We start from the raw sequence: 26,613 nt of genomic DNA, 5'->3' as shown, positions 1-26,613 counted from the left end.
TTCTCTATCATTTCAACAATAGCATCTCTATTGGTAAATCTTTTGCCATAATAACGTTCTCTTTTTATGATTCCCCAAAATCCTTCCATAGGTCCATTATCAATGCATCTGCCTACCCTTGACATACTCTGGGTCATTCCTGCACTTTCAAGTTTTGTATGAAATGTCCTGTTAGTATATTGGAATCCTCGATCACTGTGAAATAAAGGATGAGCTTCCGGGTTCGACTCTACAGCGGCATCAAATGTGTCAAACACCAATGCGTTATTGTTATTGTCTCGAATGATGTATGACACGATACGTCTATCATATAAATCAAGTATTGCACTGAGATAGACTTTATGTTTCTCTATACCAATGTAATAATGGAATTCTGTTACATCTGTAAGCCACTTCTCATTTGGGGCATTAGCTGTGAACTTGCGATTTAGTATATTTTCAGCTATATACTGTGGGTTAGCTGCTTGCCTTGTACACCCATTATTGGAATACTTAATAGTTGATTTAATATTACCTTTACGGCAAATACGAAGCACACGCTTATCATTCACTTTTGTATTATGATATCGTTCAAGCTCATCTCTTATTCTACGGTATCCCTTATCGGGTGATTCCTCATGAATTATTTCAATTATATCTGCTATACGATTGTTCTCTATTTCATTTTCGGGGATATCTCTATGTAACCATTTATAATACGCAGCTCTAGAGATACCTCCAAGTTTGCATAATTCACTAATCGGATAGCTATGTTCCTCATTTTCTTCTTTGATTGCCTGATATATATGTTCATGTCGAAACAGGCCTAGCCCCGCCTCCTCTCTATTTCCTCGAGTTTTTTTAAGAAGGAAGCCTCCATTTCAGCTCTTTCCTTTTCAGCCCTTAAAATTCTATTTTCAGCTCGAAGGCGCTCTAATTCAGTCATCTCATTTTTGGATTTTCTTTTTCCACGATTATCTTTTAGAGCATCAATTCCATCTGATTTATACTTAACTGTATAATTACGTGCCTGTTGATATGATACCTGATATTTTTCAGCTGTTTCTATGTAGTTATGATTATGTGCTATACAATACTGTACTATTTCTATTCGTTCGTCAAACGTGGTAGTTCTTCCTTTTGTCATGATTGTACCTCCTCCTGTCCCGGAAGATTTAAACTCTTCATGATCATTATACTTCATAATCCAGCTCCTAACAGTAGATCTTGCAGGAATTTTAAATTTTATTGCAAGCTCTTCGTAGGAACCTTCTCCTGAAAGAAAAGATGTCTACCTAGAAGGGAGCATATCAATATGCCGTTTTTGGGGACTTTTTTAATGCCTGTCCTTGTAATATAAGAACCTTTGTACTATAATAACTAAGATTATACTTCATTAGAAAAAGACAGAGGTGGGAATGTCCATGCAGTTTGCTAGAAGAATGAACCATTTTGGAGAGGGAATCTTTTCCAAGCTTCTGGAAATGAAACGCCAGAAAGAGGAGAAAGGGGAACCGGTAATTGATTTAAGCGTGGGAGCACCAAACATTCCGCCGGCAAAACATATTACAGATGCTCTTTGTGAAGCAGCGGCTGATCCGAATAATTATATTTATGCCATCAATGATCAGAAAGAGTTGACAGAGGCTGTTGCTGGATGGTATCAAAGACGATATGGAGTGAAGCTTGATCCGTCATCGGAAATCTGCTCACTTCTTGGTTCACAGGAGGGATTGGCGCATATAGCGTTGTCTATCGTTGACGAAGGAGACGTTGTTCTTGTCCCGGATCCATGTTATCCGGTGTTTGCAGATGGTCCGTTACTGGCTGGGGCCAGCCTTTTTTACATGCCTCAGAGAAAAGAAAAGGATTATCTCATTGATTTTTCAGAGATACCGGAGGATATTGCCATAAAAGCAAAGTTTATGATAGTTTCTTATCCCAATAATCCTACCACAGTTATGGCACCTGACAGTTTTTATGAAAAATTAATTGAGTTTGCAAAAAAATATAACATTATGGTTTTACACGATAATGCTTACAGTGAATTGGTTTTTGACCAGCGTCAGTGCAAAAGTTTTTTAAGTTTTCCAGGCTCGAAAGAGGTTGGAGTGGAATTTAATTCTCTTTCCAAGACTTATGGATTAGCTGGTGCAAGAGTCGGCTTCTGCCTGGGAAACAGGGAAGTGGTGGAAAAAATAAAAACCCTGAAATCCAATATGGATTACGGGATGTTTCTCCCTGTTCAGAAAGCGGCGGTTGCAGCAATTACAGGAGATCAGACCTGTGTTGGGACAACCAGAGAGGCTTATGAGAAACGTAGAGATGCTTTGTGCGAACATATGACCCGGATCGGGTGGAGGATGGAAAAACCCCAGGCAACCATGTTTGTATGGGCGGAGATTCCGGATAAATTTCGGGATTCAGAGACATTTTGCAGAGAACTTCTTGAAAAGTCAGGAGTACTGGTAACGCCTGGCAGCGCTTTTGGTCCTTCGGGAGAGGGATATGTAAGGCTTGCGCTGGTGCAGGATGAGTCAGTCCTCATTCAGGCAGCTGATCAGGTGGATAAAAGCGGGATTCTGAGGTTTGACATATGAAAAAAAGATTGATCTGGACAGTGGCAGCCGCCTTTTATATTTTATTTATTTACTCTAATTCGCTCAAAACGGCAGATTTATCATCAGCTGACAGCGGGCATGTTCTGACAGCTTTAAAAAACCTGTTTCTTTCCGCTGGGATTGAGAGCCGCTGGCTGACAGAACATCTAATACGGAAGGCAGGACATTTCTCGGAATATACCCTGTTAGGCATGATTTTATATCAATGTGTGAAGTCATACGAATTTAGAATGGAGAGACGCTTGTTTATTCATGGAGCGGCAGGTTTTTTGATTCCGTTTATTGATGAGACGATTCAGCTGTTTGTGGCAGGCAGATCTGGACAGATCTCTGATGTGTGGCTGGATTGTTCAGGAGTGGCAGCCGGAACTGTGATTACAGCACTCCTGTTTTTTGTATACGCAAAAGAATGGAGTAAAGTATGAAAAATTATCGGATTGTAGTTGAATATGACGGAAGCCGCTATGATGGATGGCAGAAACAGGGAAATACAGATCAGACAATACAGGGGAAGATAGAACAAGTTTTAGAAAGAATGTCAGGGAAAAGCATTGAAGTGCATGGATCAGGAAGAACAGATGCAGGGGTCCATGCCCTTAATCAGGTGGCTAATTTTCACATTGACTCAGACAGAAAGGATCAGGAGATAAAGGAATATTTAAATCACTATCTTCCTGAGGATATCAGAGTAAAAACACTGGAAGAAGTGCCGGAACGGTTCCACAGCCGTCTGAATGCGGAGGAAAAGACGTATCTTTACCGCATTGAGATGGGGGAGAAGAGACAGGTTTTTGATCGAAAATATATCTATGGACTTCATAAGAAACTGGATGTTAAGGCCATGGAGCGGGCAGCCGCTTATCTTTGCGGGGAACATGATTTTAAGAGCTTTTGCTCTAACCGGAAGATGAAAAAATCAACAGTAAGGAATTTAAAGAAGATAGAATTTGAGAAAGAGGACAGCAGGCTATTCGTCCGTTTTACCGGAGATGGATTTCTCTATAATATGGTAAGAATTCTCATGGGTACATTAATTGAAGTCGGACTGAAAGAACGCAGTCCGGAGGAAATGGCTGGCATTCTGAACGCGCTGGACCGGAAAACGGCAGGTTATACAGTGCCGCCTGAAGGCCTTTTTTTGGAAAATGTCAGGTATAAACAATAAAATCAAAGAAATCAGGAAAGGAGAATTATGACTGATTTTTTGGTGCGTATATTTGTGAAGGATTATAAAAATACGGAGGATACACACGTTCGGACCCGTTATGGGCTCATGGCAAGTGTTGTTGGAATCTGCTGTAATGTCCTTTTGTTTACCGCAAAACTTTTAATGGGTCTTCTGATTAACAGTATTTCTGTTATGGCAGATGCCTTCAATAACTTATCTGATGCAGCGTCTTCCATTATAGGATTTATTGGGGTGAAAATGGCAGGCAAGCCTGCAGATGAAGAGCACCCCTTCGGACATGGAAGAGTGGAATACATTGCAGCGTTTATTGTTGCGTTTCTTGTTATTCAGGTAGGATTTTCTCTGTTTAAAACTTCTGTGGATAAAATTCTGCACCCGGAAGAGATGTCCTTTCATACAATATCTGTCTTCATTCTTATTTTATCTGTATTGGTAAAATTGTGGATGGCACTTTTTAACCGGACTCTTGGAAACCGGATACAGTCGGCAGTTATGAAGGCGACTGCAGCAGATTCTATGGGAGATGTAATTACTACCTCGTCCACAATCTTATCTGTTGTCATTTATGGAATCTGGGGATTAAATATCGATGGAATTGTAGGTGTGGTAGTTTCTGTGATCGTCATGTGGGCCGGTATACGAATTGCCAAGGATACCCTTACGCCATTAATCGGGGAACCCATCGATCCAAAGCTGTATCATGAAATTACAGAATTTGTTGAAGCATATGAGGGAATTGTGGGCAGTCATGATCTGATTGTTCATAATTACGGTCCGACCAGGAGTATGGCGTCCATTCATGCGGAGGTTCCCAATGATGTGAATGTGGAAGTATCCCATGAGGTTATTGACCGGATTGAACGTGAAGCATTGAAAAAGTTTGGCATATTTCTTGTTATTCATATGGATCCGGTGGAAACCAGAGATTCTAAAGTAATAGAATTTGGAAGTATGGTGAAAAATGTGATTCAGCAAACAGACGAAAGAGTCACCTTTCATGATTTTAGAATGATAGAAGGAAAGGATCAGATCAATCTGATCTTTGATCTGGTGGTTCCCAGGGAATATGACCGTAAAAAAAGGGAATGGCTAAAGGAAGAGATTACAAAAAAGGTAACTGAGATAGATAAACGCTGCTGTCTGGTCATAACTGCGGAAAGCGGTTTTGGTGTGGAAAAATAAGGTAATAAAATATTTCCATTTTATGCAATAAGATGACAGAAATCAGCATTAACCTAGTAGAAAGGAAATCGGATCCATGCTGTTTATGGGATTGATGAGCTTTGGCGGAGCTGAAGATTACAGCCTGTTAAGCGACGAAGCACTTTTGAAAAAAGTGGCAGAGGGCGATCAGGAGGCTTTTCAACAATTATATCAGAATACAGACCGCACAATGTACAGTTTTATTCTGTCCATTATAAAGCACCCCCAGGATGCGGAAGAAATCTTGCAGGAAGTTTATTTGAAAATCTGGACTTCTGCAAAGAGTTACAAATCCCAGGGGAAACCTTTGGCGTGGATGTTTACCATAGCACGGAATTTATGCTATATGAAATTCCGTGAGCAGAAGCATGACTCGGACATTACGTTGGAAGACTTATCGGGAACGGAAACCGGAGAGGTTTGTTCTGAGATCGAGATGGCAGCAGATAAGATGGTTCTGCTCGCTGCCTTGTCAATTTTAAAGGAAGAGGAGAGAGAGGTGGTTCTCCTTCATACTTCCGCAGGGATGAAACACAGGGAAATAGCAGCCAGTTTAAAGATACCTCTGGCAACGGCTCTGTCCAGATATAACCGGGCTATGAAAAAACTGGAAAATTATTTAAGAGAGGAGTAGGCTTTGCTATGGCGTTAGATAAACACAGACAACTAAATAGACAACAGATCGAAGCCTGCTTAAAATCTGCTACTGATGATTTAATCCCCAATGTACTGGACCGGATTGATTTGAGTACTCCCCAGATTATGGAGAGCAGAGATTCAAGACCTTCATTCTTTAAAAGGCAGCGGGTGGTTGCCGGGCTGATTGCAGCCTGCTTTTGCATGATTATGCTTGCGGGGGGAACTTACAGCTTTCAGAACAGCAGAGTGGATTCCGTCATTGGAATCGATGTAAATCCCAGTGTAGAGCTCTCTGTAAACAAGAAAAACCGGGTATTGAAAGCGGAAGCGGTCAATCAGGACGGGAAGACGATACTGCAGGATATGGATCTGGAAGGTGTGGATTTAAATGTAGCTGTCAACGCATTGATCGGATCCATGGTGACCCATGGCTTTCTTGATGATCTGGATAATGCGATTCTGGTTACCGTGTCCAATGACAGTATTAAAAAGGCCTCCAGCTTAAGATCTGCAGTGGTTAGTGATATCAGGACGACTCTGGAGGAAAAACGATTAAAAGCGGTGGTGTATGACCAGCAGGTCATAGAAGAAGACGATGTAAAACAGCTTGCCAGTCAGTATGATATATCTTATGGAAAAGCTTACTTTTTAAAAGAACTGATTGCTCAGAATTCTTCTCTTTCCATGGATGATATGGAAGAACTTGCACCTCTTACCATGGAAGAAATTGCAAAGGTCATTGCAGAAAGGTCCTATGCAGTAGGAGCAAAAACAAAAGTTTCAGAAGAAACAACGGAGGAACCCCAGACCAGCATTCAGACCACTGAGGAGACTACAACCAGGAAAGAGACAGAGTCTGTCACAGAAACCGTTCCGGTGTCAACAACGGCTGAAACCCAGAGTCAGGTTCATACAGATGCACCAGGTACGCAGCCCCCGTCTTCAAGTGCGGAAATAACTACAGCAGCAACATCATCTGAGGATGTGGTTTCTACAGATAAAATAAAGATCGATTACGTGGACTATGAGAACGGCTGTGTCATGGTTCACTTTAAAACAAAGGTCAAATGGAAAAATCCTACAGTTTCGGTAAAAGATGGAGATGGAAACACGTTTTCTTCAAAGATTGGAGATACGGATTCTGATTATTGTGAGATTAACGTAACCGGATTGGAGGGGGGCGTGGAATATACTTTTATACTTGGAGGAATATCACCCAAATCTGGAAAACAGACGACTGTAAAGGGAGTCTTTGAAACCCCTGTAATCGGAGACGGCGAAGCTGACGATACAGAATCAGAGGAAACAAAAGATCCGGAAGAGACAAAACCGGCAGAGACGACAAGTCAAAAAGCGTCGGAAACAGAGACAACTGCAGCAGAGCAAAAGCCTGTGGAATCAGTAATTCAGGAAGAGCATTCAGCACAATAAGGCTCTTCCTGAGTCTTAAGAATATTTGGAAATAAAATGTAAAATAGTGCTTGACCAAAGCAGAAAGCTATAGTATAATACACTCGTTGCACTGATGGGCTATCGCCAAATGGTAAGGCAACGGACTCTGACTCCGTCATTTCAAGGTTCGAATCCTTGTAGCCCAGTGAAGATAAAAAAAGAAGAAGTACTCTGACCTCGTGGACACATGAAACGTTTTGTCTGAAGGTCAGAGTATTTTTGTTATATTGAATAAATCAAGAAAGGCGTAAAACTGCGAAAGCAGATCAACGCCTTTTTATTAACATCTGGTAACGGAATTGCCGTTTAATTTAATGCTTCAATCAGTGAAATCAGGGTCAGTGACTGCCCATATGCCATGGGGCGAATTGTTATATTTTTATAGTGCTCTGCATTGTATCCCATGCCAGTTCCTGCGGAAACATTTAAGACGGTTCCGTCTTCCGCTATATTATTGCAGATTCCTTTAACCGCTCTGGCTGCACAGTCATGATATGATTCATTCAGAATTCCCATTTTAATTCCTTTTAAGATACCGGCTGCAATGGCTGCAGATCCGGATACTTCCTCATAGCTTTCCGGATCAGTAAGAACGGTATGCCATAGACCGGATGGTGCCTGTAAATCTTTTAATGCATTCACCTGAGCTTTGTAAGTATCTGTCAGATATGTGAGTAGTCCCGTATCTAATGTTTTATCAAATGACTCAATTAATTCCAGTATTCCATAGGTAAACCAGGAATTGCCTCTGCACCAGAAAATTCCACCAAAATTATTGTTTAACGGGAAACTCCAGCCATGATAAAACAATCCGGTATGCTTGTCATATAAATATTTAATATGAAGTAATACCTGATGGAGAGTCTCACCTATCCAGTCTTCATTTTTGAATCGATGACCCATTTTATTTAGAAACAGAACTGCCATGAATAAAGTATCAATCCACATTTCTCCATCATTTAACAAGACACCATCCCGGTTTCCGATGGCAGTTACCACATGCTGAAAGCCGCCTTCTTTTGTTTTCGGCAGTTCGTTCATCAGCCAGTGCGCATGATCCAGACAGAGTTTCTCGTAATCTGGGTTTTGTAGTGTATCAAGCAGTTCGGCTAAAACCAGATAGGGAGCAGTGGTATTTATGTTTTTACTGGGGAGTCCTTTCTGCAAATTGTTTTGAAACCAACCGTCAAAGAATTCTAAGTAACGGTTATCTGCATAAAATCCCTGCAGTTTTAACAGTCCATAGAGACCTACGCCCTGAGGCCAGTCCCATTCTTCAATACCGAAGTCTCTGGCTATTATTCCGCGGCTTGCATCTTCCTTTCCGACTGAGCGGTCGTTTTCATAATTTCCGCCTCCCAGGTTCATCAGTTTGTCCATCACAAGATGGATTTTCGGAAGTAATTCCTTGTTTGTCATGTCATTCTCCTCCATTTAATTTTTTAGCGTATGCGCTAGGTGTCATCCCCGTGCTTTTTTTGAAAATCTGGCTGAAATACTGGGGATTATTTCCACACCCTACCTGCTGGGCGACCCATTGGATCTGTTCTGTATGACCTTCTGCTAATAATTGCTTGGCTTTTTGGATTCGCAGGGCAGTGATGTAGTTTGAAAATTTTTGTTTTGTTTCCTTACTGAATCGTTTGCTGACATAATCTACATTCATGAAAAGATAATTTTCGGCGATACATTTTAATGTAAGATTGGGATCATCCAGATGATCCACTACATAGCGAATGATTTTGTCGATGAATGGGCTATAGTGCTGGGAACGGCTGGAAGGCTTTTTTAGGATCTCGTTTAGTTTTTTGCACAGCATGCGGCGGATTTCTGAAAATTCAGTCTGCTGGTTTAGGTCCATCAGATACTCAGTCGTATCCACCGATGACAGATAGTTACTTTCCGTAGCCAGTTTAATTAAAATCCGTGATCCGGCCTGTTTTAGTAAATCCGTATTGCTGATGTCATTTAAAGTGGCTGTAAGATCCTCCAGACAGGATTTCCGTTCCGGTTCTTCTGCTTCGATCAAATTTGCAGTCAGTTTCTCAATTTTTGTAATCAAATTTTTGTAATTGCAGATCGGAACTGGTTCCAGTCCATTCATGTAATAAATGATTCCGTAACGTCTGATTTTTGTGATCAGAGTTTTTAAAAGCCGTTCAAGACTATTGAATGTGAAACGTTTGTAATCTAATTGAAAGGGCCGCTCTTTCGGTTTTAAGGTCTGCATAAACAAATCAAATTGGTCATAGGAAACCTGATATTTTTCAAAAAAAAGAATCAGTGAGTTTTTTACATAGATACAATATAACTCTATGCCGGGGGCATGCTCGGCTATATAATCATAAATGCCGTTTAAAATGGAGTTTAAATTTTCTTCTTCCAAATAATGAAGGAAGCACAATTCATATCCGGTATGATAGAAATCCATAAATCCCGAATAGGCGTCCCAGGAAAATTCTGCAGGATCAGACTTAAAGATCTGCTCGTTAATAATATTTCCCATAATACTATGGTGGAGATTGACAGTCAGTGCCTTCTGGCGTTCCTTTAAATCCTGAAAAGCCTGTCGGTGATAGTATTCCTTAATTATATCTTTCATACTTTCTACGATTTGTTCCTCGTTGCAGGGCTTGAGCAGATAATGGTGGACCCTGTATTTCATTGCCTGCTTTGCATATTCGAATTCTCCAAATCCGGACAGCAATATAAACTGGGTATCCATATTGGCTTGATAGATACGCTCTATTAACTCTAATCCGGACAGGCCGGGCATGCGGATATCGGTCATTACAATATTTGGTGATTCATCGAGAATCATGTGATAGGCCTCGATTCCGTCACGGCATGTTCCTACCAGTTCAATGCCCAGGCTGTTCCAGTCAATCAGGGAGGAGATAGATTCCCGAATTACCCGTTCATCATCGGCGATTATTAATTTAAGCATTAACATTCTCCTTTCGTATCAGATATGTCTTCCCGAGAAGGGTTCAGAGGAAAAGAAAGTTGGGCGACGGCCTGGTCGTCTTCATTATAGAGAATAAGACCGTAGTGATCTCCGTAAGTCAGCTTCATTCGCTCCGATATATTTAACAGGCCGATTCCAAAACCATGAGGTTGTGTTTCCCGGTTTTTTAATTTGCTTATAAGATCTTCTTCAAAGGAGGAACTGTTGTTTCTGACTGTAACAATAAGGGAGGAACCGTCTGTTTCAGCAGCAATTAAAATACTGCACCCTTCTGTATTTTCTTCCAGTCCATATCTTATGGCATTTTCCACCAGGGGCTGGAGGGTCAGCTTTAACACATAACATCCGACGAGGTTTTCGGGGGCGGATATTTCATATTCCAGCCGGTCCTCATACCGGTATTTCTGAATGGTCATATAACATTGCACCAGCTCAAGCTCTCTGCTTAAGGGTACCTGCTTGTTTTTCTGATCCAGTGTAATGCGAAGGAGAGTTCCCAGGGATTCTGTCATGGAAGAGATATCTTTTGCACCTATTGTTTTTGCCCTCCAGTTGATTGATTCTAAAGTATTGTATAAAAAATGGGGGTTCATCTGTGTTTCCAGCGCTTTTAGCTGGGCTTCCTTAATCAGTATTTCGTTTAGGTAATTTGTTTTAATCAGCTGATTTACTTTATCCACCATCTGGTCAAAACAGGAATGAAGAATGCCTAATTCATCCGTACGATTGCTGTAATCATAGGAAACCTGGAGTGTTTCGCTTTGTCCGGCTGCGAAGCGTTCCATTTTTAAAAGCAGATTATCAAAATGCCTTGTGATTGAGTCAATTAGTGAAGAGGACATCAGGATAGCCAGTCCAATGGAGACAGCGATGATAATCAGGCAGACTTCCAGGCTTGTGCGGAGAGAATCTGCAATGCTGCCATAGGGTATCAGACAGACATAATCCCAGCCATATTCCGGTATGATTCCTTTGACGTAAAAGAAACTGTTTCCATCTTTATTTACAAGTCCGTATCTGGAATGAAAATAATTGCCGAAAAGAGTTCTTTCATCAGCTTTTATACTGGAAGAATTATAGATTAAGTTCTCCTGGCTGGAAAGAATATAGCGGGTGTCGTCATTAAAATGGCTGGTGTTTGTGGCAGCCTTTATAAGTCCGTCAACATTAATGTTTACAATCAGTGTTCCCAGCGGATCAAGAGTTAAATATTCTGTACGCAGTAAATGTTTAACCATAAACAGACCGTATTGATCGCTGTAATCGGTAATCCAGACGGTTCGTCCCCTGGCGTTTTCGGCTCTTGAAACGAGATCCTCAACGACGGCTTCCGGAAGCATTTTCCCAGCTGCAATATGAGTATGAATGGAGTATCGGTCCTGATAAAGACTCATAAAGTTAATGTTATTTTTCCGGAAGGTAAAATAATATTCATTTAAAACTCCGTAAAGGGATTTGTATGCTATGGAACGGTCCTGGATACTTAAGGAATCTTTTAAGGTACCAAGTCCGTACTGGATATTGGTATCAGCCAGAAACATATCTGCCATAGTAGAAATATTGTCCAGCCGGTTATTTAACTCTTTGCCAGTGTATGATAAGGAGGTGGCCACAGACTGATAGAGTACTTTTTGGTTGGCCTTTGTAATCAGCTGTATACTAAACAGAGAGGCCAGAGCCAAAAGGATGATGCAAAAAAAAACAATGGAATGAATCTTCTTTTTTAAGGAGAGATTTCTTATAAAATGCTTCATAAAAACCACCTTTCGGATACTGGACTAATGACAGCTAAATTATATATAAAACATTACTCCAATACAACCTGTGAGTGTAAAGAACTATTCAAATTATACACACAACACGGTTTTTTCAACCTGGAAGCCGGTTTTAATCATTTACTGGAATAATAGCGGGAAGTATAATGAAAAACGCCTGATATGCAAAAAAATGAATGGAGGAAGGTTTCATGAAGAAAAGAATTGCGTTACTAATGGCGGCAGTTATGGCGGCGGCATCCCTGTCCGGATGCGGCGGAGGTAATACAGCTACTACGGCAGATACTGCGGCGGGCTCTGCAGCAGATACCACGAAAGCAGCTACAGGGAATGAAAGCGGAGATCTTAAGCTAACCATGTGTTGGTGGGGAAATCAGGTCAGAAATGAGAAAACACAGGCAGCACTTGATTTATATACAGAGCAGAATCCTGGAACAGTTATAGAAGGCCAGTTCTCAGAGTGGTCTGATTATTGGAATAAACTGGCGACTTCTGCAGCAGGCCAGGCAATTCCCGATATTGTTCAGATGGACTATTCGTTTATTGATCAGTATGTAAAAAACGGACTTCTGGAGGATTTGACACCCTATATAAAAGATGGTACTTTGGATGTTTCAAATATTTCTGAAAACACCATGGCAAGCGGTACGGTAAATGGGGGCGTGTATGCGGTCTGTGCAGGAATTAATGCTCCTTCGCTTCTGTATAATAAGACACTTCTGGACAAAAACGGAATTGTGGTCAAGGATTATATGACCACTGATGAATTTATTGATTTATGCCGGGAGGTTTATAAGAAGACCGGTTATAAAACAAATATTGCCTATTACAATGCAGGCGCTTATCTGGATTATTTTATGAGAGGAAATGATGTTGTTCTCTATGGAGACAAGAAGATGGGCGGAGAGGAAAAAGATTATCTTCCATTTTTCCAGATGTATGAAACAGGAATAAAGGAAGGGTGGTTTATTGATCCAGGTGTATTTGCTGAGCTTTCCATCGGTTCGGTAGAACAGGAACCATTAGTTTACGGATCCAGTCCGGAAACTATGTCCTGGTGCGCTTTTTATAACTCAAACCAGCTGACTGCGATGCAAAAAGCAGCTCCGGAAGGAATGGAGATCGGTATCACCACCTGGCCGTCAGCAGATCCAAAGAAGTCCGGTTATTTAAAATCCAGCCAGTTCTTTTCCGTGGGAGCTCATTCAAAGAATCCCAAAGAAGCAGTGAAAGTTATTAACTTTTTAACCAACTCCAGCGATGCAAATAACATTTTACTGGGTGAACGCGGAGTTCCGGCTTCCAGTGTGATTGCAAAGGAGCTGGCACCGAAGATGAGTGATGTGGAACAAAAAGTCATTCATTATGTCAATGAAGTTGTTACTCCCAATTGCTCCCCCATTAATCCGCCCCAGCCAGACGGTGCAAGCGAAGTTTCAAATCTGTTAAATCAGGTACAGGAACAGTTGTGCTATGGTGTGTATGATGCCGAAACAGCCGCTGAAGAATTCTATAACGGGGCTAACAGTATTATGAGTAAGAAATAATGAATCAGAAGAATACGGGGGCAGAGACAGCTTTGCCCCTGTTTTGACAAGAGGACGGTTATCTATGAATGGAGGATGTCTATGAAAGATATGAGAGGTGCAGGACTAAGACATTTCCTGAACAAAGAAAGCACAGCGGGAGTGGTGTTCAGTCTGCCATTTATCATCGGCTTTCTGCTGTTTATGGTTGTACCTATGGGAATTTCTTTTTACTATTCTTTATGTGATTATAATATTTTGTCTCCGCCTGTTTTTACAGGATTAAATAATTACATAAAAATGTTTAATGATGATAATGTGTTTTATAAAACCATAGGAGTCACGTTTTATTTTGCCTTTGTATCGGTTCCTCTGCGTCTGATCTTTGCGCTTATGGTAGCCCTGCTTCTGCTGAAATCATCAAAGGCAACCGGCTTTTACCGGGCGTTTTACTATCTTCCATCCATTATCGGAGGATCTGTGGCAGTCTCCATATTATGGAAACGGATGTTTGCAACCGACGGTGTAGTGAATCTGCTTTTGGGTATTTTAGGGATACACACTAATTTTGCATGGCTTGGAAATAATAAAACGGCGATCTGGACTCTTATTATACTGGCAATATGGCAGTTTGGTTCTTCCATGCTGATTTTTTTATCATCTTTAAAGCAGATTCCGGTGTCGCTTTATGAAGCTTCCCGGGTAGACGGAGCGAATAAGTTCTCCCAGTTTTTCAAGATCACTCTGCCTCTGTTGACACCCACTATTTTCTTTAATCTTGTTATGCAGATGATTAACGGTTTTCTTGCATTTACGCAATGCTTTATTATTACCCAGGGAAAACCCCTTAACTCTACCTTATTCTATACCGTTTATATGTATCAGCAATCCTTTGAGTTTTATAACACCGGATATGGTGCAGCCCTGGCATGGGTAATGCTGCTGCTGATCAGCGTAATAACAGTGATTCTGTTTGCAACAAAAAGATTCTGGGTTTATACGGAAGGAGTGTGAGGCAGGTGATAACCAGAAAAAAGGCGGGTAAGATTTTATACCATGTAATTGTGTGCAGCCTGGGACTTGTAATGATTTATCCTCTGTTTTGGATGTTTATGAGTTCATTTAAGGAATCAAATACCATCTTTTTAACAGCGGGCCGGCTGATTCCGGAGAAATTTGTGTTTACCAATTATTTAAACGGCTGGAAGGGATTCGCAAAAATCTCTTTTGCAGTTTTTTTTAAGAATTCTTTTCTTATAGCTGTCACAGCAACATTAGGAACTGTATTTTCTTCCGCTTTGGTAGCTTACGGACTTGCAAGGTGCAGATTTTTCGGAAGAAAAATATTGTTTGCAGCGATGCTGGTATCCATGATGCTTCCGGCTCAGGTGCTTATGATTCCCCAATATTTATGGTATCAGAAATTAGGCTGGGTAGGAAGCTATAAACCGCTGATTCTTCCCTATTGTTTTGCTATTCAGGGTTTCTTTGTTTACCTGATGATTAATTTTATTGATGGCATTCCAAGGGAGCTTGACGAGGCCGCTAAGATTGACGGCTGCTCCTATTACAGCATATTTTCCAGGATTATCATGCCCCTTATCACACCGGCGCTGATTACTGCCAGCATATTTTCATTTATGTGGAGATGGGATGACTTCCTGTCAGCCCTGCTTTATATCAATGAATCCGCAAAGTATCCGGTCAGTCTTGCTCTTAAACTGTTTTCTGATCCGGGATCTTCTTCGGATTACGGTGCTATGTTTGCAATGGCAAGTCTGTCCATCTTACCGGCAGTGATTATTTTTATCTGCCTGCAGAAATATCTGGTGGAGGGTATCAGTACTTCGGGTTTAAAGGGATAAAAGGAGAAGAATAATGATAAATAAAAATGTTCCAAGACCTGATTTTGAAAGAGAAGAATGGACAGATCTCAATGGAGAGTGGGAATTTTCATTTGATGAACCGGTATTTGATAAAAAAATCAATGTACCGTTCTGCTATCAGTCGGAAATGAGCGGAATCTGTGATACAGATGTTCACCACGTTGTCTGGTATCGGAAAGAATTTGATGTAGAGAAAAGCAGATTAATGGGTAAAAGTCTGCTTTTAAAATTTGGAGCTGTGGATTATGAGGCGGAGGTTTATATCAATCAAGTCCATGCAGCAGGTCACAGAGGCGGCCATACTCCCTTTGAAGCTGACATCACCGGACTGGTTTTGGAAGGGAAAAATGTTATAACCGTTAAGGTAATGGATTATAGTGATGAGGATAAGCCCAGAGGAAAACAGACCTGGACAGGAAAAAACTTTGCATGCTGGTACACGCCTACAACAGGAATATGGCAGAGTGTGTGGCTGGAATATGCAGGAGAAACCTATATAAAGCGAATAAAAGCAACTCCTGATCTTGAGCGGAATGAAGTCTTATGTGAAATTTTTATTTCTTCCATGGAAAAGGTGAAGGCAGAAATCTCGTTCTGCAGTCTTCCTGCAGAAGGCTGGGCTCAGATGGATTTGGGAAGTTTGAATATCGCCTGTGAAAATGGGTATGGAAAAGGCATTTTGGCTTTACCTGACTTGGATATACGCAGGGAAGAGATAATCTGGACACTGGAGAAACCCAATTTGATTGGGATGGAGGCAAAGCTTCTAAATGATAAGGTATCAGGTTATTTCGGATTTCGGTCTATATGCATTTCAAATGGAAGAATTCTTTTAAATGGTGAGTTATTGTATCAGAGGCTGATTCTTGATCAGGGATATTGGAAACAGAGCCTTCTAACGCCTCCGGATGAGGAATCCATTAAAAAAGATATCATACTTGCAAAGCAGATGGGCTTTAATGGTGCAAGAAAACATCAGAAAATTGAGGATCCCAGATATTATTACTGGGCGGACAGGCTGGGATTTCTTGTTTGGGGAGAAATGCCAAGCTGTTATAAGTGTACAGACAGCACTCTGAAAAACACCTCTGCGGAACTCACTGAATTTATTGAACGGGATTATAATCATCCGTCCATCATTACGTGGGTTACTGCTAATGAAAGCTGGGGAATGAGAAACATCAGAACGGACAGCAGTCAGCAGAGCCTGGCTAATATGCTGTATTATCAGGCCAAAGCACTGGACAGAACCAGACTGGTCAGCTCAAATGACGGCTGGGAACAGACGGAGCACACAGATATACTGGCATTGCATGATTATGAACTGATGCCTGAAAATGTAGGAAAATATGAATCTTTGGAAAATATTATTTATGGACATGCAGAACGCCGTATGGTTCTGGCTGATGGACAGAAATATGTGGGACAGCCTGTTGTGATGACAGAGTATGGAGGTATTGCATTTACTTCAGAAAAAGAGGGCTGGGGGTATTATAATAAAGCGGCAAGTCAGGAGGAGTTTTTACAGCGCCTGGAGCCGGTTACCGGATTTCTTATAAAAAACAGAAAATTCTCCGGTTTTTGTTATACTCAGCTGACGGATGTGATGCAGGAAACAAACGGATTATTAAAGGAAGACAGAACACCCAAAATCCCCCTGAAAGAACTGGAAAAGATTTTTGGAAAGAAAAGTTACGAGTAAGTAACGGACAGAGTGTCTGAATGGATCAGTTCAGCCAGGCGGCTGAGCTGTTATCCATAATTTTACTGCTGTACAAGGCAGCTGGTATAATTTTAACTGAAAAAATTAAAAAAAACTTGACTATTTAAAAGATATCCTGTATAATTCTTTTTGTTGTGTTGATGGGCTATCGCCAAATGGTAAGGCAACGGACTCTGACTCCGTCATTTTCAAGGTTCGAATCCTTGTAGCCCAGCTTCTGAGCGGGACCTGATATGGTCCCGTTTTTTTGTGCGATTGAACTATTTCCGGAAGAACTGTTAATTCTATGTTAAAAGATATTCCTTTCATCATTTTTAAGGGAAATGGGGTGCTGACAGTTACTCTTTTATCTGGACAAGAGTTAAAAAATGCTTTATAATGTTATATAATTTTGAGGAGAAAATTTAAATGTATACATTCAGCAGCAGAGTTCGATATAGTGAGACAGATGAATACGGTAAACTGACATTGACCGGTATCATGAATTATCTCCAGGATTGTTCAACTTTTCAATCGGAGGATAATGGGCTGGGAGTGGCATATTTTATCGAACGGCACAAAACATGGTGGTTATCATCCTGGCAGATTGTTGTGGATCGTTATCCGACTCTGGGAGAAGAAATCGTAATCAGCACCTGGCCCTATGATTTTAATGGATTTTACGGATACCGCAATTTTACAGTATGCGATCATGAGGGCAATTATCTGGTAAGAGCCAACTCCGTATGGTTTTTGTTCGATACGGACAAAGGCCGGCCTGCGAAAATTGAGGCAGATGATATCCGGGGGTATGGATCCACATGGGAGAAACCACTTGATATGGAGTATGCACCCCGCAGAATTGCAGTTCCTGATGAATATGAAACTTCAGTTCCGGTTACAGTCGGCAAGCATCACATTGATACCAACCACCATGTGAATAATTCCAAGTATGTGGAGATTGCCAGGGAAGTGCTTCCTGATGGAATGGAAGTGTCGGAACTGAGAGTGGAATATAAAAAAGCAGCAGTCTTTGGAGATGCAGTCTATCCCAGAATCAGTAAGACAGAGGAAGGATATGTTGTTTCTCTGTGTGATGAACAGGGGGCAGCTTACGCAGTCATTTGGCTGCGTGGAACAACAGAGAGGATATAAGATGATTGAATTAGGTAAGATGCAGACCCTCACAGTCCAGAGGGTGAAGGAGTTCGGTGTTTATTTAGGAGAAGATGCCGGCAGTGAAGTATCTGTACTGCTTCCCAAAAAGCAGGTTCCTGAAGGTACGGTGCAGGGAGATGAGATTACGGTCTTTATCTATAAGGATTCAGAAGACCGGTTGATTGCGACGACTGCGGTTCCCAAGCTTTTAGTTGGTGAGACCGAAGTTCTGAAAGTGAAGGAAGTGGGCAAGATCGGCGCATTTCTGGATATGGGACTGGAGAAGGATCTGCTTCTGCCATATAAAGAGCAGACATATAAGGTACGGACAGGTGAGAACGTTCTGGTTACTTTATACATTGATAAGAGTAAGCGCCTGGCTGCAACGATGCGGGTATATGCCCATATGAGCAACCAGTCTCCTTATAAAAAAGATGATCAGGTGACCGGAATTATCTATGAGTTCAGTGATACGCTGGGAGCATTTGTTGCAGTAGATAAAAAATATTACGGACTGATTCCGAAAAAGGAGCTTTTTGAGAAATACAGAGAGGGCGACGAGATAACAGCCAGGGTTACAAAGGTTAGGGAAGACGGAAAGCTGGACTTAAGCCCCAGACAGAAGGCATATATTCAGATGGATGCAGATTCGTTAAAGGTTCTTGGGATAATAGAAGACCAGTTTTCAGGAAGTCTGCCATTTACGGATAAGGCCGATCCGGACAGAATAAAGAGGGAGTTTTCCATGAGCAAGAATGCATTTAAGCGTGCAGTGGGACACCTTCTTAAAGAAGGAAAAGTCAGGATAACAGAAAACAAAATTGAAGTAATTAATTAGCGGGTAAGCGGATAACAGGAGGATTATTTTGGACTCGATAGACTATTATAATAAGTATGCGGCAAAGGAATTTGAAGAAACAGTAAATCAGGATATGTCAGAAATCATGAGAGAATTTTTAAATTATCTGGAGGAAGGCGATACGATTCTGGATCTGGGCTGCGGATCAGGAAGAGACAGCCTCACTCTATATGAACTGGGATATGATGTGACACCCCTTGATGCATCTGCAGAGATGTGTAAGCTTGCGGAAATTCACACTGGCCTTGATGTACTCCAGATGACATTTGAGCAGATGGATTTTGACGATGTATTTGATGGAATCTGGGCGTGTGCATCGCTGCTTCATACTCCGAAAAAGGAACTTTCAGGCATTCTTACAAAGATAGCAAGGGCCTTAAATGATAAGGGTATTCTATATATGTCTTTTAAGCTGGGAGATTTTGAGGGATTCAGGGGAGAACGGTATTTCAGTGATTTTACCGCAGACTCCATTTCCCAGCTGTTAAGAGAAAACGGCAGATTTGAAATTCAGAAGCTGTGGGAAACCGATGATATTCGTTCTGGTCATTCTGACGTAAGATGGCTGAACGTTCTTGCGAAGAAGAAATGAATAATTTAAAAATATTACAAGGCGATGTCGAAAATATTGACATCGCCTTGTAATATATAACCAAATAAGAGGCAAAATAGTCACAGGCTATCGAATATAGACAGAAATGTACGAGCCTGTCTCTTGATATTTTGACGTTTCAGTCAGTTTTTTCAATGGTTATACAAATTAGCCAAATAGCCCAAATGGATTTTGGTAAATAAGAATATGGTAAAAAAAAAACAATTCATGTATGATTGTTTCAGAAACAGGGAGCTGCAGCTGTGGGGGCTTGTGGTTCTGAACAGAGAATATACATTTTATTTTTAGGAGGATTAGTAAATGGCTAGTTTATCACTGAAAAACATCGTCAAGAAATATCCGAATGGATTTGAGGCAGTAAAGGATTTCAATCTGGAAATTGCAGACAAGGAATTTGTTATTTTTGTAGGACCATCCGGATGCGGTAAGTCTACAACTCTTCGTATGATTGCTGGTCTGGAAGATATTTCCTCCGGTGAACTTTACATCGATGGAAAGTTAATGAATGATGTAGAGCCTAAGGACAGAGATATTGCGATGGTATTCCAGAACTACGCTTTGTATCCGCATATGACAGTATACGATAACATGGCGTTTGGTCTGAAACTGAGAAAGACTCCAAAGGATGAGATTGATAAGCTGGTTCATGAAGCTGCAAGAATCCTTGATCTGGAACACTTATTAGATCGTAAGCCAAAGGCATTATCCGGCGGACAGAGACAGCGTGTAGCTATGGGACGTGCCATTGTACGTAATCCAAAAGTATTCTTAATGGATGAGCCGTTATCCAACCTTGATGCAAAGCTGAGAGGACAGATGCGTATTGAGATCTCTAAATTACATCAGAGACTTCAGGCTACAATTATCTATGTAACACATGATCAGACAGAGGCTATGACACTTGGTACCAGAATCGTAGTTATGAAAGATGGTGTCATTCAGCAGGTTGATTCTCCTCAGAACTTATATGATAAGCCAGGCAACAAGTTCGTAGCCGGATTCATCGGTGCACCTCAGATGAACTTAATTGAAGCTGCTGTTGCTAAAAAAGGAAGCGATGTTACTTTAACATTTGGCGGAAACACCATTGCACTTCCGGCTGAGAAAGCAAAGAAACTGGAAGATGGCGGATATGTTGGAAAGACTGTAGTTTTAGGTATTCGTCCTGAAGACCTTCATGATGAGGAAGCTTTCCTTGAGTCTTCTCCTGCAAGTGTAATTGATGCAACAATCAGAGTTTACGAATTGCTGGGTGCAGAAGTATACTTATACTTTGATGTAGAAGAAGTAAACTTTACAGCAAGAGTAAATCCTCGTACAACTGCAAGACCTGGCGATACAATCAAGCTTGCACTTGATTTATCAAAAGTTCATGTATTTGACAAGGATACAGAATTAGTTGTATTAAACTAATTAATGAAATTTTAAGCAGGCGGGTATGATACTCGCTTGCTTTTTTTTTCTTTTTGCATTAATATAGAATAAGGTAAATTTACGAAAAAGGAGAATATGCCATGATTTCGAATCAAATACTTCAAACAACCATTGAAGGATTAAAAGGAATAACAAGAATAGATCTGTGTATTTGCGATACAGAAGGAAAGGTTTTGGCAACCACATTTCCTGATGCGGAAGATTACGAAAGTTCGATCCTGGCGTTCGTGGATTCTCCAGCAGACAGCCAGGTAATCCAGGGATATCAGTTTTTTAAAGTCTTCGACGAACATCAGTTAGAATACATCCTCCTTGCAAAAGGCGGAAGTGATGATGTATATATGGTAGGCAAATTAGCATCTTTCCAGATTCAGAGTCTTTTGGTTGCTTATAAAGAGAGATTTGACAAGGACAACTTTATAAAGAATCTTCTATTAGATAACCTGCTTCTGGTAGATATCTATAACCGGGCAAAAAAGCTTCATATTGAGACCAATATCAGACGGGTTGTATTCATTATTGAAACACAGCACGAAAAAGATGTGAATGCGCTGGAGACTGTACGCAATTTATTTGCAGCAAAAACAAAGGATTTTGTGACTGCAGTTGACGAGAAGAATATTATTCTTGTAAAAGAGGTAAAAGAAGGCGAGAACTACGAAGATCTGGAAAAGACCGCCAATACTGTTCTGGACATGCTGAATACAGAGGCTATGACTCAGGTTCACGTAGCATTCGGTACGATTGTAAGTGAGATCAAGGAAGTATCCAGATCTTACAAGGAAGCCAAGATGGCTATGGATGTAGGTAAGATCTTCTACAGTAATAAGAATGTGGTAGCTTACAGCAAGCTTGGAATCGGACGACTGATTTATCAGCTACCGCTGCCATTATGCCGTATGTTTATTAAAGAGATCTTTGACGGCAAATCACCGGATGATTTTGATGAAGAGACGCTGACCACCATTAACAAATTTTTCGAGAACAGCCTGAATGTTTCCGAGACTTCCAGACAGCTTTACATTCACAGAAATACGTTGGTGTATCGATTAGATAAGCTGCAGAAGAGTACTGGTCTGGATCTTCGGGTGTTTGAGGATGCGATTACGTTTAAGATTGCGCTGATGGTAGTTAAGTATATGAAGTATATGGAGAACCAGGACTATTAACGCTGGCAATGAGCAGTGTGAAAAGAGGCAGTAATACAGATGCGTTGTGCTTGCACAAAAGCATCTGTATTACTGACTCTTTTCATAGGGCGAAGCCCGTAAACCGAGATGAAGCGAAGCGTAATCGAGGTTACACTGCGGAGTCGCGTTTCTAAGTATTCGCGTTTTCCATGAATTTGCGTTTTCACATTTTCGCAATTTCACAATTTCACATTTTCACATATTTGTCAAAGAAAATCACGTTATGCAAAATTACTCAGAGGACTAAAATGATTGAATTATGGAACGTAAGTAAAACATACGAGGCGGGAAACAAGGCACTGCGTAACATCAATATGACTGTAGCTGACGGTGAATTTGTTTTTATCATTGGCAGAAGCGGCTCCGGAAAATCCACTCTGCTGAAAATGCTGTTAAAAGAAGTGGAGCCCACCTCTGGTAAAATCATAGTAAATGATATGAATTTAGGCAAGATGCCAAGGCGGTTCATCCCCCGGTACCGTCGGAAGCTTGGCATGGTTTTTCAGGATTTCCGCCTGTTAAAAGACCGTAATGTGTACGAGAACGTAGCATTTGCACAGCGGGTTATCGGGGCATCCACAAGAAGTATAAAAGAATCAGTGCCGGCCATGTTAAAAATGGTGGGGCTGTCTTCCAAATATAAATTTTTCCCGCAGCAGCTTTCCGGCGGAGAGCAGCAGAGGGTGGCGATTGCAAGAGCTCTGATTAACAAGCCTGAGATTCTTCTGGCTGATGAGCCTACAGGCAACTTAGACGGTCACAACTCTATGGAGATTATGAAGCTTTTAGAGGAGATCAACAAGCTGGGGACTACTGTGATTGTTGTCACCCACAGCCAGGAAATTGTAGACCGCATGAAGAAGCGGGTAATTATGATGGATCGTGGAACCATTGTAAGCGATGAGAAAAAAGGCGGTTATACGTATGAGAATTAGTACATTTTGGTATTGTCTGAAACAAGGTGTAATAAACATCTGCAGAAATATATTATTTTCACTGGCCTCCATTGCAACAGTATCCGCCTGTATATTCCTTTTTTGTCTGTTCTTCTCCATTGTGGTAAATGTACAGTATGTAATTAAGAACACGGAGAGCACAGTAGGTATCACTGTATTTTTTGATGAAGGCCTTGATAAGAACAAGATCACCCAGATCGGCAATGAAATCAAATCACGTAAAGAAGTGAAGGAAGTAAAATTCACTTCTGCTGAGGATGCATGGGCGGAAGCGAAGAAAGAGTACTTCGGCGACATGCAGGATCTTGCAGAAGGATTTGAAGAGGACAACCCTCTTGCCAATTCTTCTTCCTACACTATATTCTTAAATGATTTAGCACAACAGGATCAGATTGTATCCTGGCTAAATGGAATTGAGGGAGTAAGAAAAGTTAATTATTCCAAAACTGCGGCAGAAGGAATGAACAGCTTGAATAAAGTGATCGGAATTCTTTCCATGCTGATCATTGGAGTTCTTCTGGCTGTTGCCATATTCTTAATCAGCAATACAATTTCCGTAGCAGCAGCTTTCCGGAAAAATGAGAATCAGATTATGAAGCTGATTGGTGCCACCAATTACATGATCAGGGCGCCTTTTGTCGTTGAAGGAGTCATCATTGGTCTGGTAGGAGCCTCCATTCCGCTGATTGCCATTTATTATCTTTACCGTTCAGCCGTCGGGTATGTAGTGGCGAAATTCAGCATTCTGTCCGGTTTATTTCAGTTCCTCCCTGTTGATGCCATATTCCCTTATATGGCGGCAACGGCTATGTCACTGGGACTTGGAATTGGATTTTTTGTGAGTTTCTTTACTATTCGGAAACATTTAAAAGTATAAGGGGAGCCGTCCATGAATCATGGAAAAAGACTGTTTGCAGTGGGAATCGGTCTTTTTATGACCGTATCATGCATATTTCCCTCCTATGGTACAAAGAATGAAGTAAATGATGCAAAGAAAAAGGCCAGTTCCATGGAGGACCAGAAAAAGGAAGTGGAATCAGCCTTAAAAGAGCTGGAGGGCTTAAAATCGGATACAGCCGCTTATGTGAGAGGCCTGGATGACAAGCTTGCTTCCTATGACAAGCAGCTCACTGCGCTGACTGCCCAGATCTCAGCAAAAGAAGAGCAGATTAAAAAGGCCAAAGAAGATTTAGAGATTGCCAGGAATGCACAGGAACATCAGTACCGGAATATGAAACTGAGAATTCAATATATGTATGAGAAGGGTGAGACGAATTATCTGGACTTGCTGTTTAGGTCCGCCGATCTCACCCAGCTTTTTAGCCGGGCGGAATATATCAGAAGCATAGCTGCATATGATAGAAGAATGCTGGAGGACTATAAAAGAACCAAAGAAGAGGTCAGCCAGAGAGAAGCTCTTCTAAATGCAGAATATGAAAAACTGCTTGGTTTTCAGACTGCTGCCAATGAAAAAAAACAGGAGGCTGAGGGGCTTTTACAGGCTAAAAACCAGGAACTTGCATCGTATGAGAACAGGATAACTGAAAATCAGGAAAATTTATCTGAACTGGAAAAAGATTTAGCGGCACAGGAGCAGCGTATCAAAGAAATGGAAGCGCAGATACGCAAACAGGGGGAAGAAGCACGGAAAGCGGCGCAGAAGGCTGGAAAAACGTATAATACGGTGGCAATCGGGAATATTAATTTTATATGGCCCTGCCCCTCTTCTTCAAGAGTCACCTCTTCCTTTGGCGACAGGGAATCCCCAACCGAAGGGGCCTCTTCCAATCATCAGGGCATTGACATCGGAGCTTCAACCGGTGCCGGTATATCAGCTGCTGCTTCCGGGACGGTAACGATCTCTACATACAGTTATTCTGCCGGCAATTATATCATGATTCATCATGGCGGGGGAGTCTATACTGTTTATATGCACTGTTCCGAACTCCTGGTTTCAGCGGGGCAGGAAGTGTCGCAGGGACAGTTAATTGGAAAAGTGGGTTCTACCGGATATTCCACAGGACCGCATCTCCACTTTGGGATCAGAGTGAATGGAAGTTATGTAAATCCAGTGAAATACGTAAGCCCATAATGAGCTAGATAGGAGAATGACAGTGGAAAGTAAGAATAAATTTTGGAAGGGTGCCCTGGTCGGGGCACTCCTTACCACATTGGCAGGCCTTATAATTGTTGGCATGTCTTTAGGTATTTTTTTAATTGGAAGAACCGCCATTGATGGAAAGGGACAGACGGCAGAATCCGCTCAGGCAGAGAATCAGGATGGCAATCTGGATTTGAACCGGATTGTAGCCAAAATCCAGACCATTCAGGGAGTGATTGATAAATACTACCTCTTTGATGAAGACAATGGGAAAGTAGAAGACTGGATTTATAAAGGAATGCTCTATGGTCTTGAAGATCCTTACACTGTCTATTATACTGCAGATGATTATAAGAAGTTAATGGAGGATACTTCCGGTGAATACTGTGGGATCGGAGTAATGGTGAGCCAGAACCCCACAACCGGGGTGATTATGGTAAGCAAGGTGTTTGAAGGAACTCCTGGTGCCGAAGCCGGGATTCTTCCTGGCGACATCCTTTATAAGGTCGGCAGCAAAGAAGTGACCGGAATTGATTTAGAGCTGGTAGTAAAGGACTATATCAAAGGAGAAGAAGGTACACCGGTAACCATAACCGTTCTTCGCAAGGAGGCCGGAGATTATATTGATATGACCATGGAACGCCGTCAGATCACTGTCCCCACTGTAGAATATGAGATGCTGGCTGACAACGTGGGGTATATCTCAGTAAGCCAGTTTGACACAGTGACTGCAGACCAGTTTAAAGGCGCCATCAATGATCTGGAAAAAAAGGGAATGAAAAAGCTGGTAGTTGATTTAAGAGATAACCCTGGAGGGGTTGTGGATGCAGTTGTATCCATGCTGGATTATATTCTTCCTGATGATCTTGTAATTGAAGGAGATCCCGATCTGGTCAGAACAAAGAAGAACAAAACGCTTCTTGTCTATATGGCGGATAAGAATGGGGAAGGGGAGCAGTATTATGCATCTGACGGACATGAGGTAGATGTTCCCATGGCAGTTCTGGTGAACGGGCAGTCTGCAAGTGCTTCCGAAGTTTTCTCCGGAGCGCTTAAAGCATACAGCAAAGCAAAGCTTGTAGGAACCAAAACATTCGGAAAGGGAATTGTACAGACATTGTTCCCGTTAGACAACGGAACAGCCATTAAGATGACTGTAGCCCACTACTACACACCCAGCGGTTTTGATCTTCATAAAAAAGGTCTGGAACCCGATGTTCCGGTAGAGTTAAAAGAAGAGCTGAAAACAAAAATAAAAATTGAGCATGATGAAGATAATCAGCTGACAGAAGCGATCAATGCATTAAAATAAAAAGATAGAAAGCCCTTAAGAGACGACAGTGAACTGCTTCCCGTCAAGTA

General features: G+C 41.4%; 24 protein-coding genes and 2 tRNA genes. 21 read left to right on the top strand and 5 right to left on the bottom strand.

Going from position 1 to position 26,613, the window contains the following annotated elements:
- The coding region (locus DS742_RS24210; RefSeq protein WP_242996767.1) for an IS3 family transposase at nucleotides 1-773 on the bottom strand (773 nt) is incomplete at its 3' end.
- Between the two features lie 32 nt (nucleotides 774-805).
- A complete protein-coding gene (locus DS742_RS24205) occupies nucleotides 806-1,183 on the bottom strand; it encodes a helix-turn-helix domain-containing protein (protein WP_117419511.1) in 378 nt (125 codons plus the stop codon).
- A gap of 220 nt (nucleotides 1,184-1,403) precedes the next feature.
- Here DS742_RS24205 and DS742_RS24200 point away from each other — a divergent pair, with 220 nt between their 5' ends.
- From DS742_RS24200 to DS742_RS24170, 7 genes are all read left to right on the top strand, one after another.
- The gene (locus DS742_RS24200) at nucleotides 1,404-2,579 is read left to right on the top strand and encodes an aminotransferase class I/II-fold pyridoxal phosphate-dependent enzyme (protein WP_117419510.1); all 1,176 of its coding nucleotides are present in this window, start codon (nucleotides 1,404-1,406) and stop codon (nucleotides 2,577-2,579) included.
- Nucleotides 2,576-3,025, top strand: coding sequence for a VanZ family protein (locus DS742_RS24195; protein ID WP_117419509.1), 450 nt, complete (start codon nucleotides 2,576-2,578; stop codon nucleotides 3,023-3,025). The genes DS742_RS24200 and DS742_RS24195 overlap by 4 nt, the downstream gene beginning before the upstream one ends.
- The gene (truA, locus tag DS742_RS24190) at nucleotides 3,022-3,765 is read left to right on the top strand and encodes a tRNA pseudouridine(38-40) synthase TruA (protein WP_117419508.1); all 744 of its coding nucleotides are present in this window, start codon (nucleotides 3,022-3,024) and stop codon (nucleotides 3,763-3,765) included. Before DS742_RS24195 ends, truA begins: the two co-directional genes overlap by 4 nt.
- A gap of 27 nt (nucleotides 3,766-3,792) precedes the next feature.
- Nucleotides 3,793-4,971, top strand: coding sequence for a cation diffusion facilitator family transporter (locus tag DS742_RS24185; protein ID WP_117419507.1), 1,179 nt, complete (start codon nucleotides 3,793-3,795; stop codon nucleotides 4,969-4,971).
- Between the two features lie 76 nt (nucleotides 4,972-5,047).
- Entirely contained in the window at nucleotides 5,048-5,626 is a 579-nt protein-coding gene (locus tag DS742_RS24180; RefSeq protein ID WP_117419506.1) for an RNA polymerase sigma factor, read from the top strand.
- 8 nt (nucleotides 5,627-5,634) lie between these two features.
- The gene (locus DS742_RS24175; RefSeq protein WP_117419505.1) at nucleotides 5,635-7,062 is read left to right on the top strand and encodes an anti-sigma-I factor RsgI family protein; all 1,428 of its coding nucleotides are present in this window, start codon (nucleotides 5,635-5,637) and stop codon (nucleotides 7,060-7,062) included.
- Nucleotides 7,063-7,157: 95 nt separating this feature from the next.
- Nucleotides 7,158-7,229: transfer RNA gene (locus tag DS742_RS24170), tRNA-Gln, on the top strand.
- A gap of 160 nt (nucleotides 7,230-7,389) precedes the next feature.
- Here DS742_RS24170 and DS742_RS24165 read toward each other — a convergent pair.
- Genes DS742_RS24165 through DS742_RS24155 form a run of 3 tightly spaced genes read right to left on the bottom strand, consistent with a single transcriptional unit; the run spans nucleotide 7,390 to nucleotide 11,805 of the window.
- Nucleotides 7,390-8,502 carry a glycoside hydrolase family 88/105 protein gene (locus DS742_RS24165; protein WP_242996764.1) on the bottom strand — a complete coding sequence of 371 codons (1,113 nt, stop codon included), beginning with the start codon at nucleotides 8,500-8,502 and terminating at the stop codon, nucleotides 7,390-7,392.
- 1 nt (nucleotide 8,503) lies between these two features.
- Nucleotides 8,504-10,030, bottom strand: a complete 1,527-nt coding sequence (locus DS742_RS24160; protein ID WP_170313571.1) for a response regulator transcription factor — start codon at nucleotides 10,028-10,030, stop codon at nucleotides 8,504-8,506.
- Nucleotides 10,030-11,805, bottom strand: a complete 1,776-nt coding sequence (locus DS742_RS24155; RefSeq protein ID WP_117419502.1) for a sensor histidine kinase — start codon at nucleotides 11,803-11,805, stop codon at nucleotides 10,030-10,032. The genes DS742_RS24160 and DS742_RS24155 overlap by 1 nt, the downstream gene beginning before the upstream one ends.
- Nucleotides 11,806-12,017: 212 nt before the next feature.
- On the opposite strand from DS742_RS24155, the gene DS742_RS24150 reads away from it, so the two are divergent.
- The 14 genes from DS742_RS24150 (at nucleotide 12,018) to DS742_RS24085 (ending at nucleotide 26,563) form a co-directional block, all read left to right on the top strand.
- Complete coding sequence (locus tag DS742_RS24150; protein ID WP_117419501.1) at nucleotides 12,018-13,373, top strand: ABC transporter substrate-binding protein; 1,356 nt, start codon at nucleotides 12,018-12,020, stop codon at nucleotides 13,371-13,373.
- 90 nt (nucleotides 13,374-13,463) lie between these two features.
- Nucleotides 13,464-14,366: a carbohydrate ABC transporter permease gene (locus DS742_RS24145; RefSeq protein WP_375340419.1), complete on the top strand. Its 903-nt coding sequence runs from the start codon at nucleotides 13,464-13,466 to the stop codon at nucleotides 14,364-14,366.
- 5 nt (nucleotides 14,367-14,371) lie between these two features.
- Nucleotides 14,372-15,217, top strand: a complete 846-nt coding sequence (locus DS742_RS24140; protein ID WP_242996761.1) for a carbohydrate ABC transporter permease — start codon at nucleotides 14,372-14,374, stop codon at nucleotides 15,215-15,217.
- A gap of 13 nt (nucleotides 15,218-15,230) precedes the next feature.
- Nucleotides 15,231-16,940, top strand: a complete 1,710-nt coding sequence (locus DS742_RS24135; protein WP_117419498.1) for a glycoside hydrolase family 2 protein — start codon at nucleotides 15,231-15,233, stop codon at nucleotides 16,938-16,940.
- 162 nt (nucleotides 16,941-17,102) lie between these two features.
- Nucleotides 17,103-17,175 (top strand) — tRNA-Gln (locus DS742_RS24130).
- Nucleotides 17,176-17,369: 194 nt separating this feature from the next.
- Nucleotides 17,370-18,095: an acyl-[acyl-carrier-protein] thioesterase gene (locus DS742_RS24125; protein ID WP_117419497.1), complete on the top strand. Its 726-nt coding sequence runs from the start codon at nucleotides 17,370-17,372 to the stop codon at nucleotides 18,093-18,095.
- A gap of 1 nt (nucleotide 18,096) precedes the next feature.
- Nucleotides 18,097-18,936 (top strand): CvfB family protein, encoded by an 840-nt coding sequence (locus DS742_RS24120; RefSeq protein WP_117419496.1) that lies wholly within the window; start codon nucleotides 18,097-18,099, stop codon nucleotides 18,934-18,936.
- A 28-nt stretch (nucleotides 18,937-18,964) separates the two neighbouring features.
- Nucleotides 18,965-19,549 (top strand): class I SAM-dependent methyltransferase, encoded by a 585-nt coding sequence (locus DS742_RS24115; RefSeq protein ID WP_117419495.1) that lies wholly within the window; start codon nucleotides 18,965-18,967, stop codon nucleotides 19,547-19,549.
- Between the two features lie 321 nt (nucleotides 19,550-19,870).
- A complete protein-coding gene (locus DS742_RS24110; protein ID WP_117419494.1) occupies nucleotides 19,871-20,983 on the top strand; it encodes an ABC transporter ATP-binding protein in 1,113 nt (370 codons plus the stop codon).
- Nucleotides 20,984-21,084: 101 nt separating this feature from the next.
- Nucleotides 21,085-22,173 carry a PucR family transcriptional regulator gene (locus DS742_RS24105; RefSeq protein ID WP_117419493.1) on the top strand — a complete coding sequence of 363 codons (1,089 nt, stop codon included), beginning with the start codon at nucleotides 21,085-21,087 and terminating at the stop codon, nucleotides 22,171-22,173.
- A 269-nt stretch (nucleotides 22,174-22,442) separates the two neighbouring features.
- Entirely contained in the window at nucleotides 22,443-23,129 is a 687-nt protein-coding gene (ftsE, locus tag DS742_RS24100) for a cell division ATP-binding protein FtsE (protein WP_104439749.1), read from the top strand.
- On the top strand, nucleotides 23,119-24,027 hold the full coding sequence (gene ftsX, locus DS742_RS24095) for a permease-like cell division protein FtsX (protein WP_117419492.1): 909 nt from the start codon (nucleotides 23,119-23,121) through the stop codon (nucleotides 24,025-24,027). The genes ftsE and ftsX overlap by 11 nt, the downstream gene beginning before the upstream one ends.
- A gap of 12 nt (nucleotides 24,028-24,039) precedes the next feature.
- Nucleotides 24,040-25,242, top strand: a complete 1,203-nt coding sequence (locus DS742_RS24090) for a murein hydrolase activator EnvC family protein (protein ID WP_117419491.1) — start codon at nucleotides 24,040-24,042, stop codon at nucleotides 25,240-25,242.
- A gap of 16 nt (nucleotides 25,243-25,258) precedes the next feature.
- Entirely contained in the window at nucleotides 25,259-26,563 is a 1,305-nt protein-coding gene (locus DS742_RS24085) for a S41 family peptidase (protein ID WP_341457695.1), read from the top strand.
- Nucleotides 26,564-26,613: the final 50 nt, after the last annotated feature.

This window comes from Lacrimispora amygdalina (assembly GCF_003432035.1).
GTDB lineage: Bacteria > Bacillota > Clostridia > Lachnospirales > Lachnospiraceae > Lacrimispora > Lacrimispora amygdalina.
This window is presented reverse-complemented; position numbering and strand designations above follow the sequence as displayed.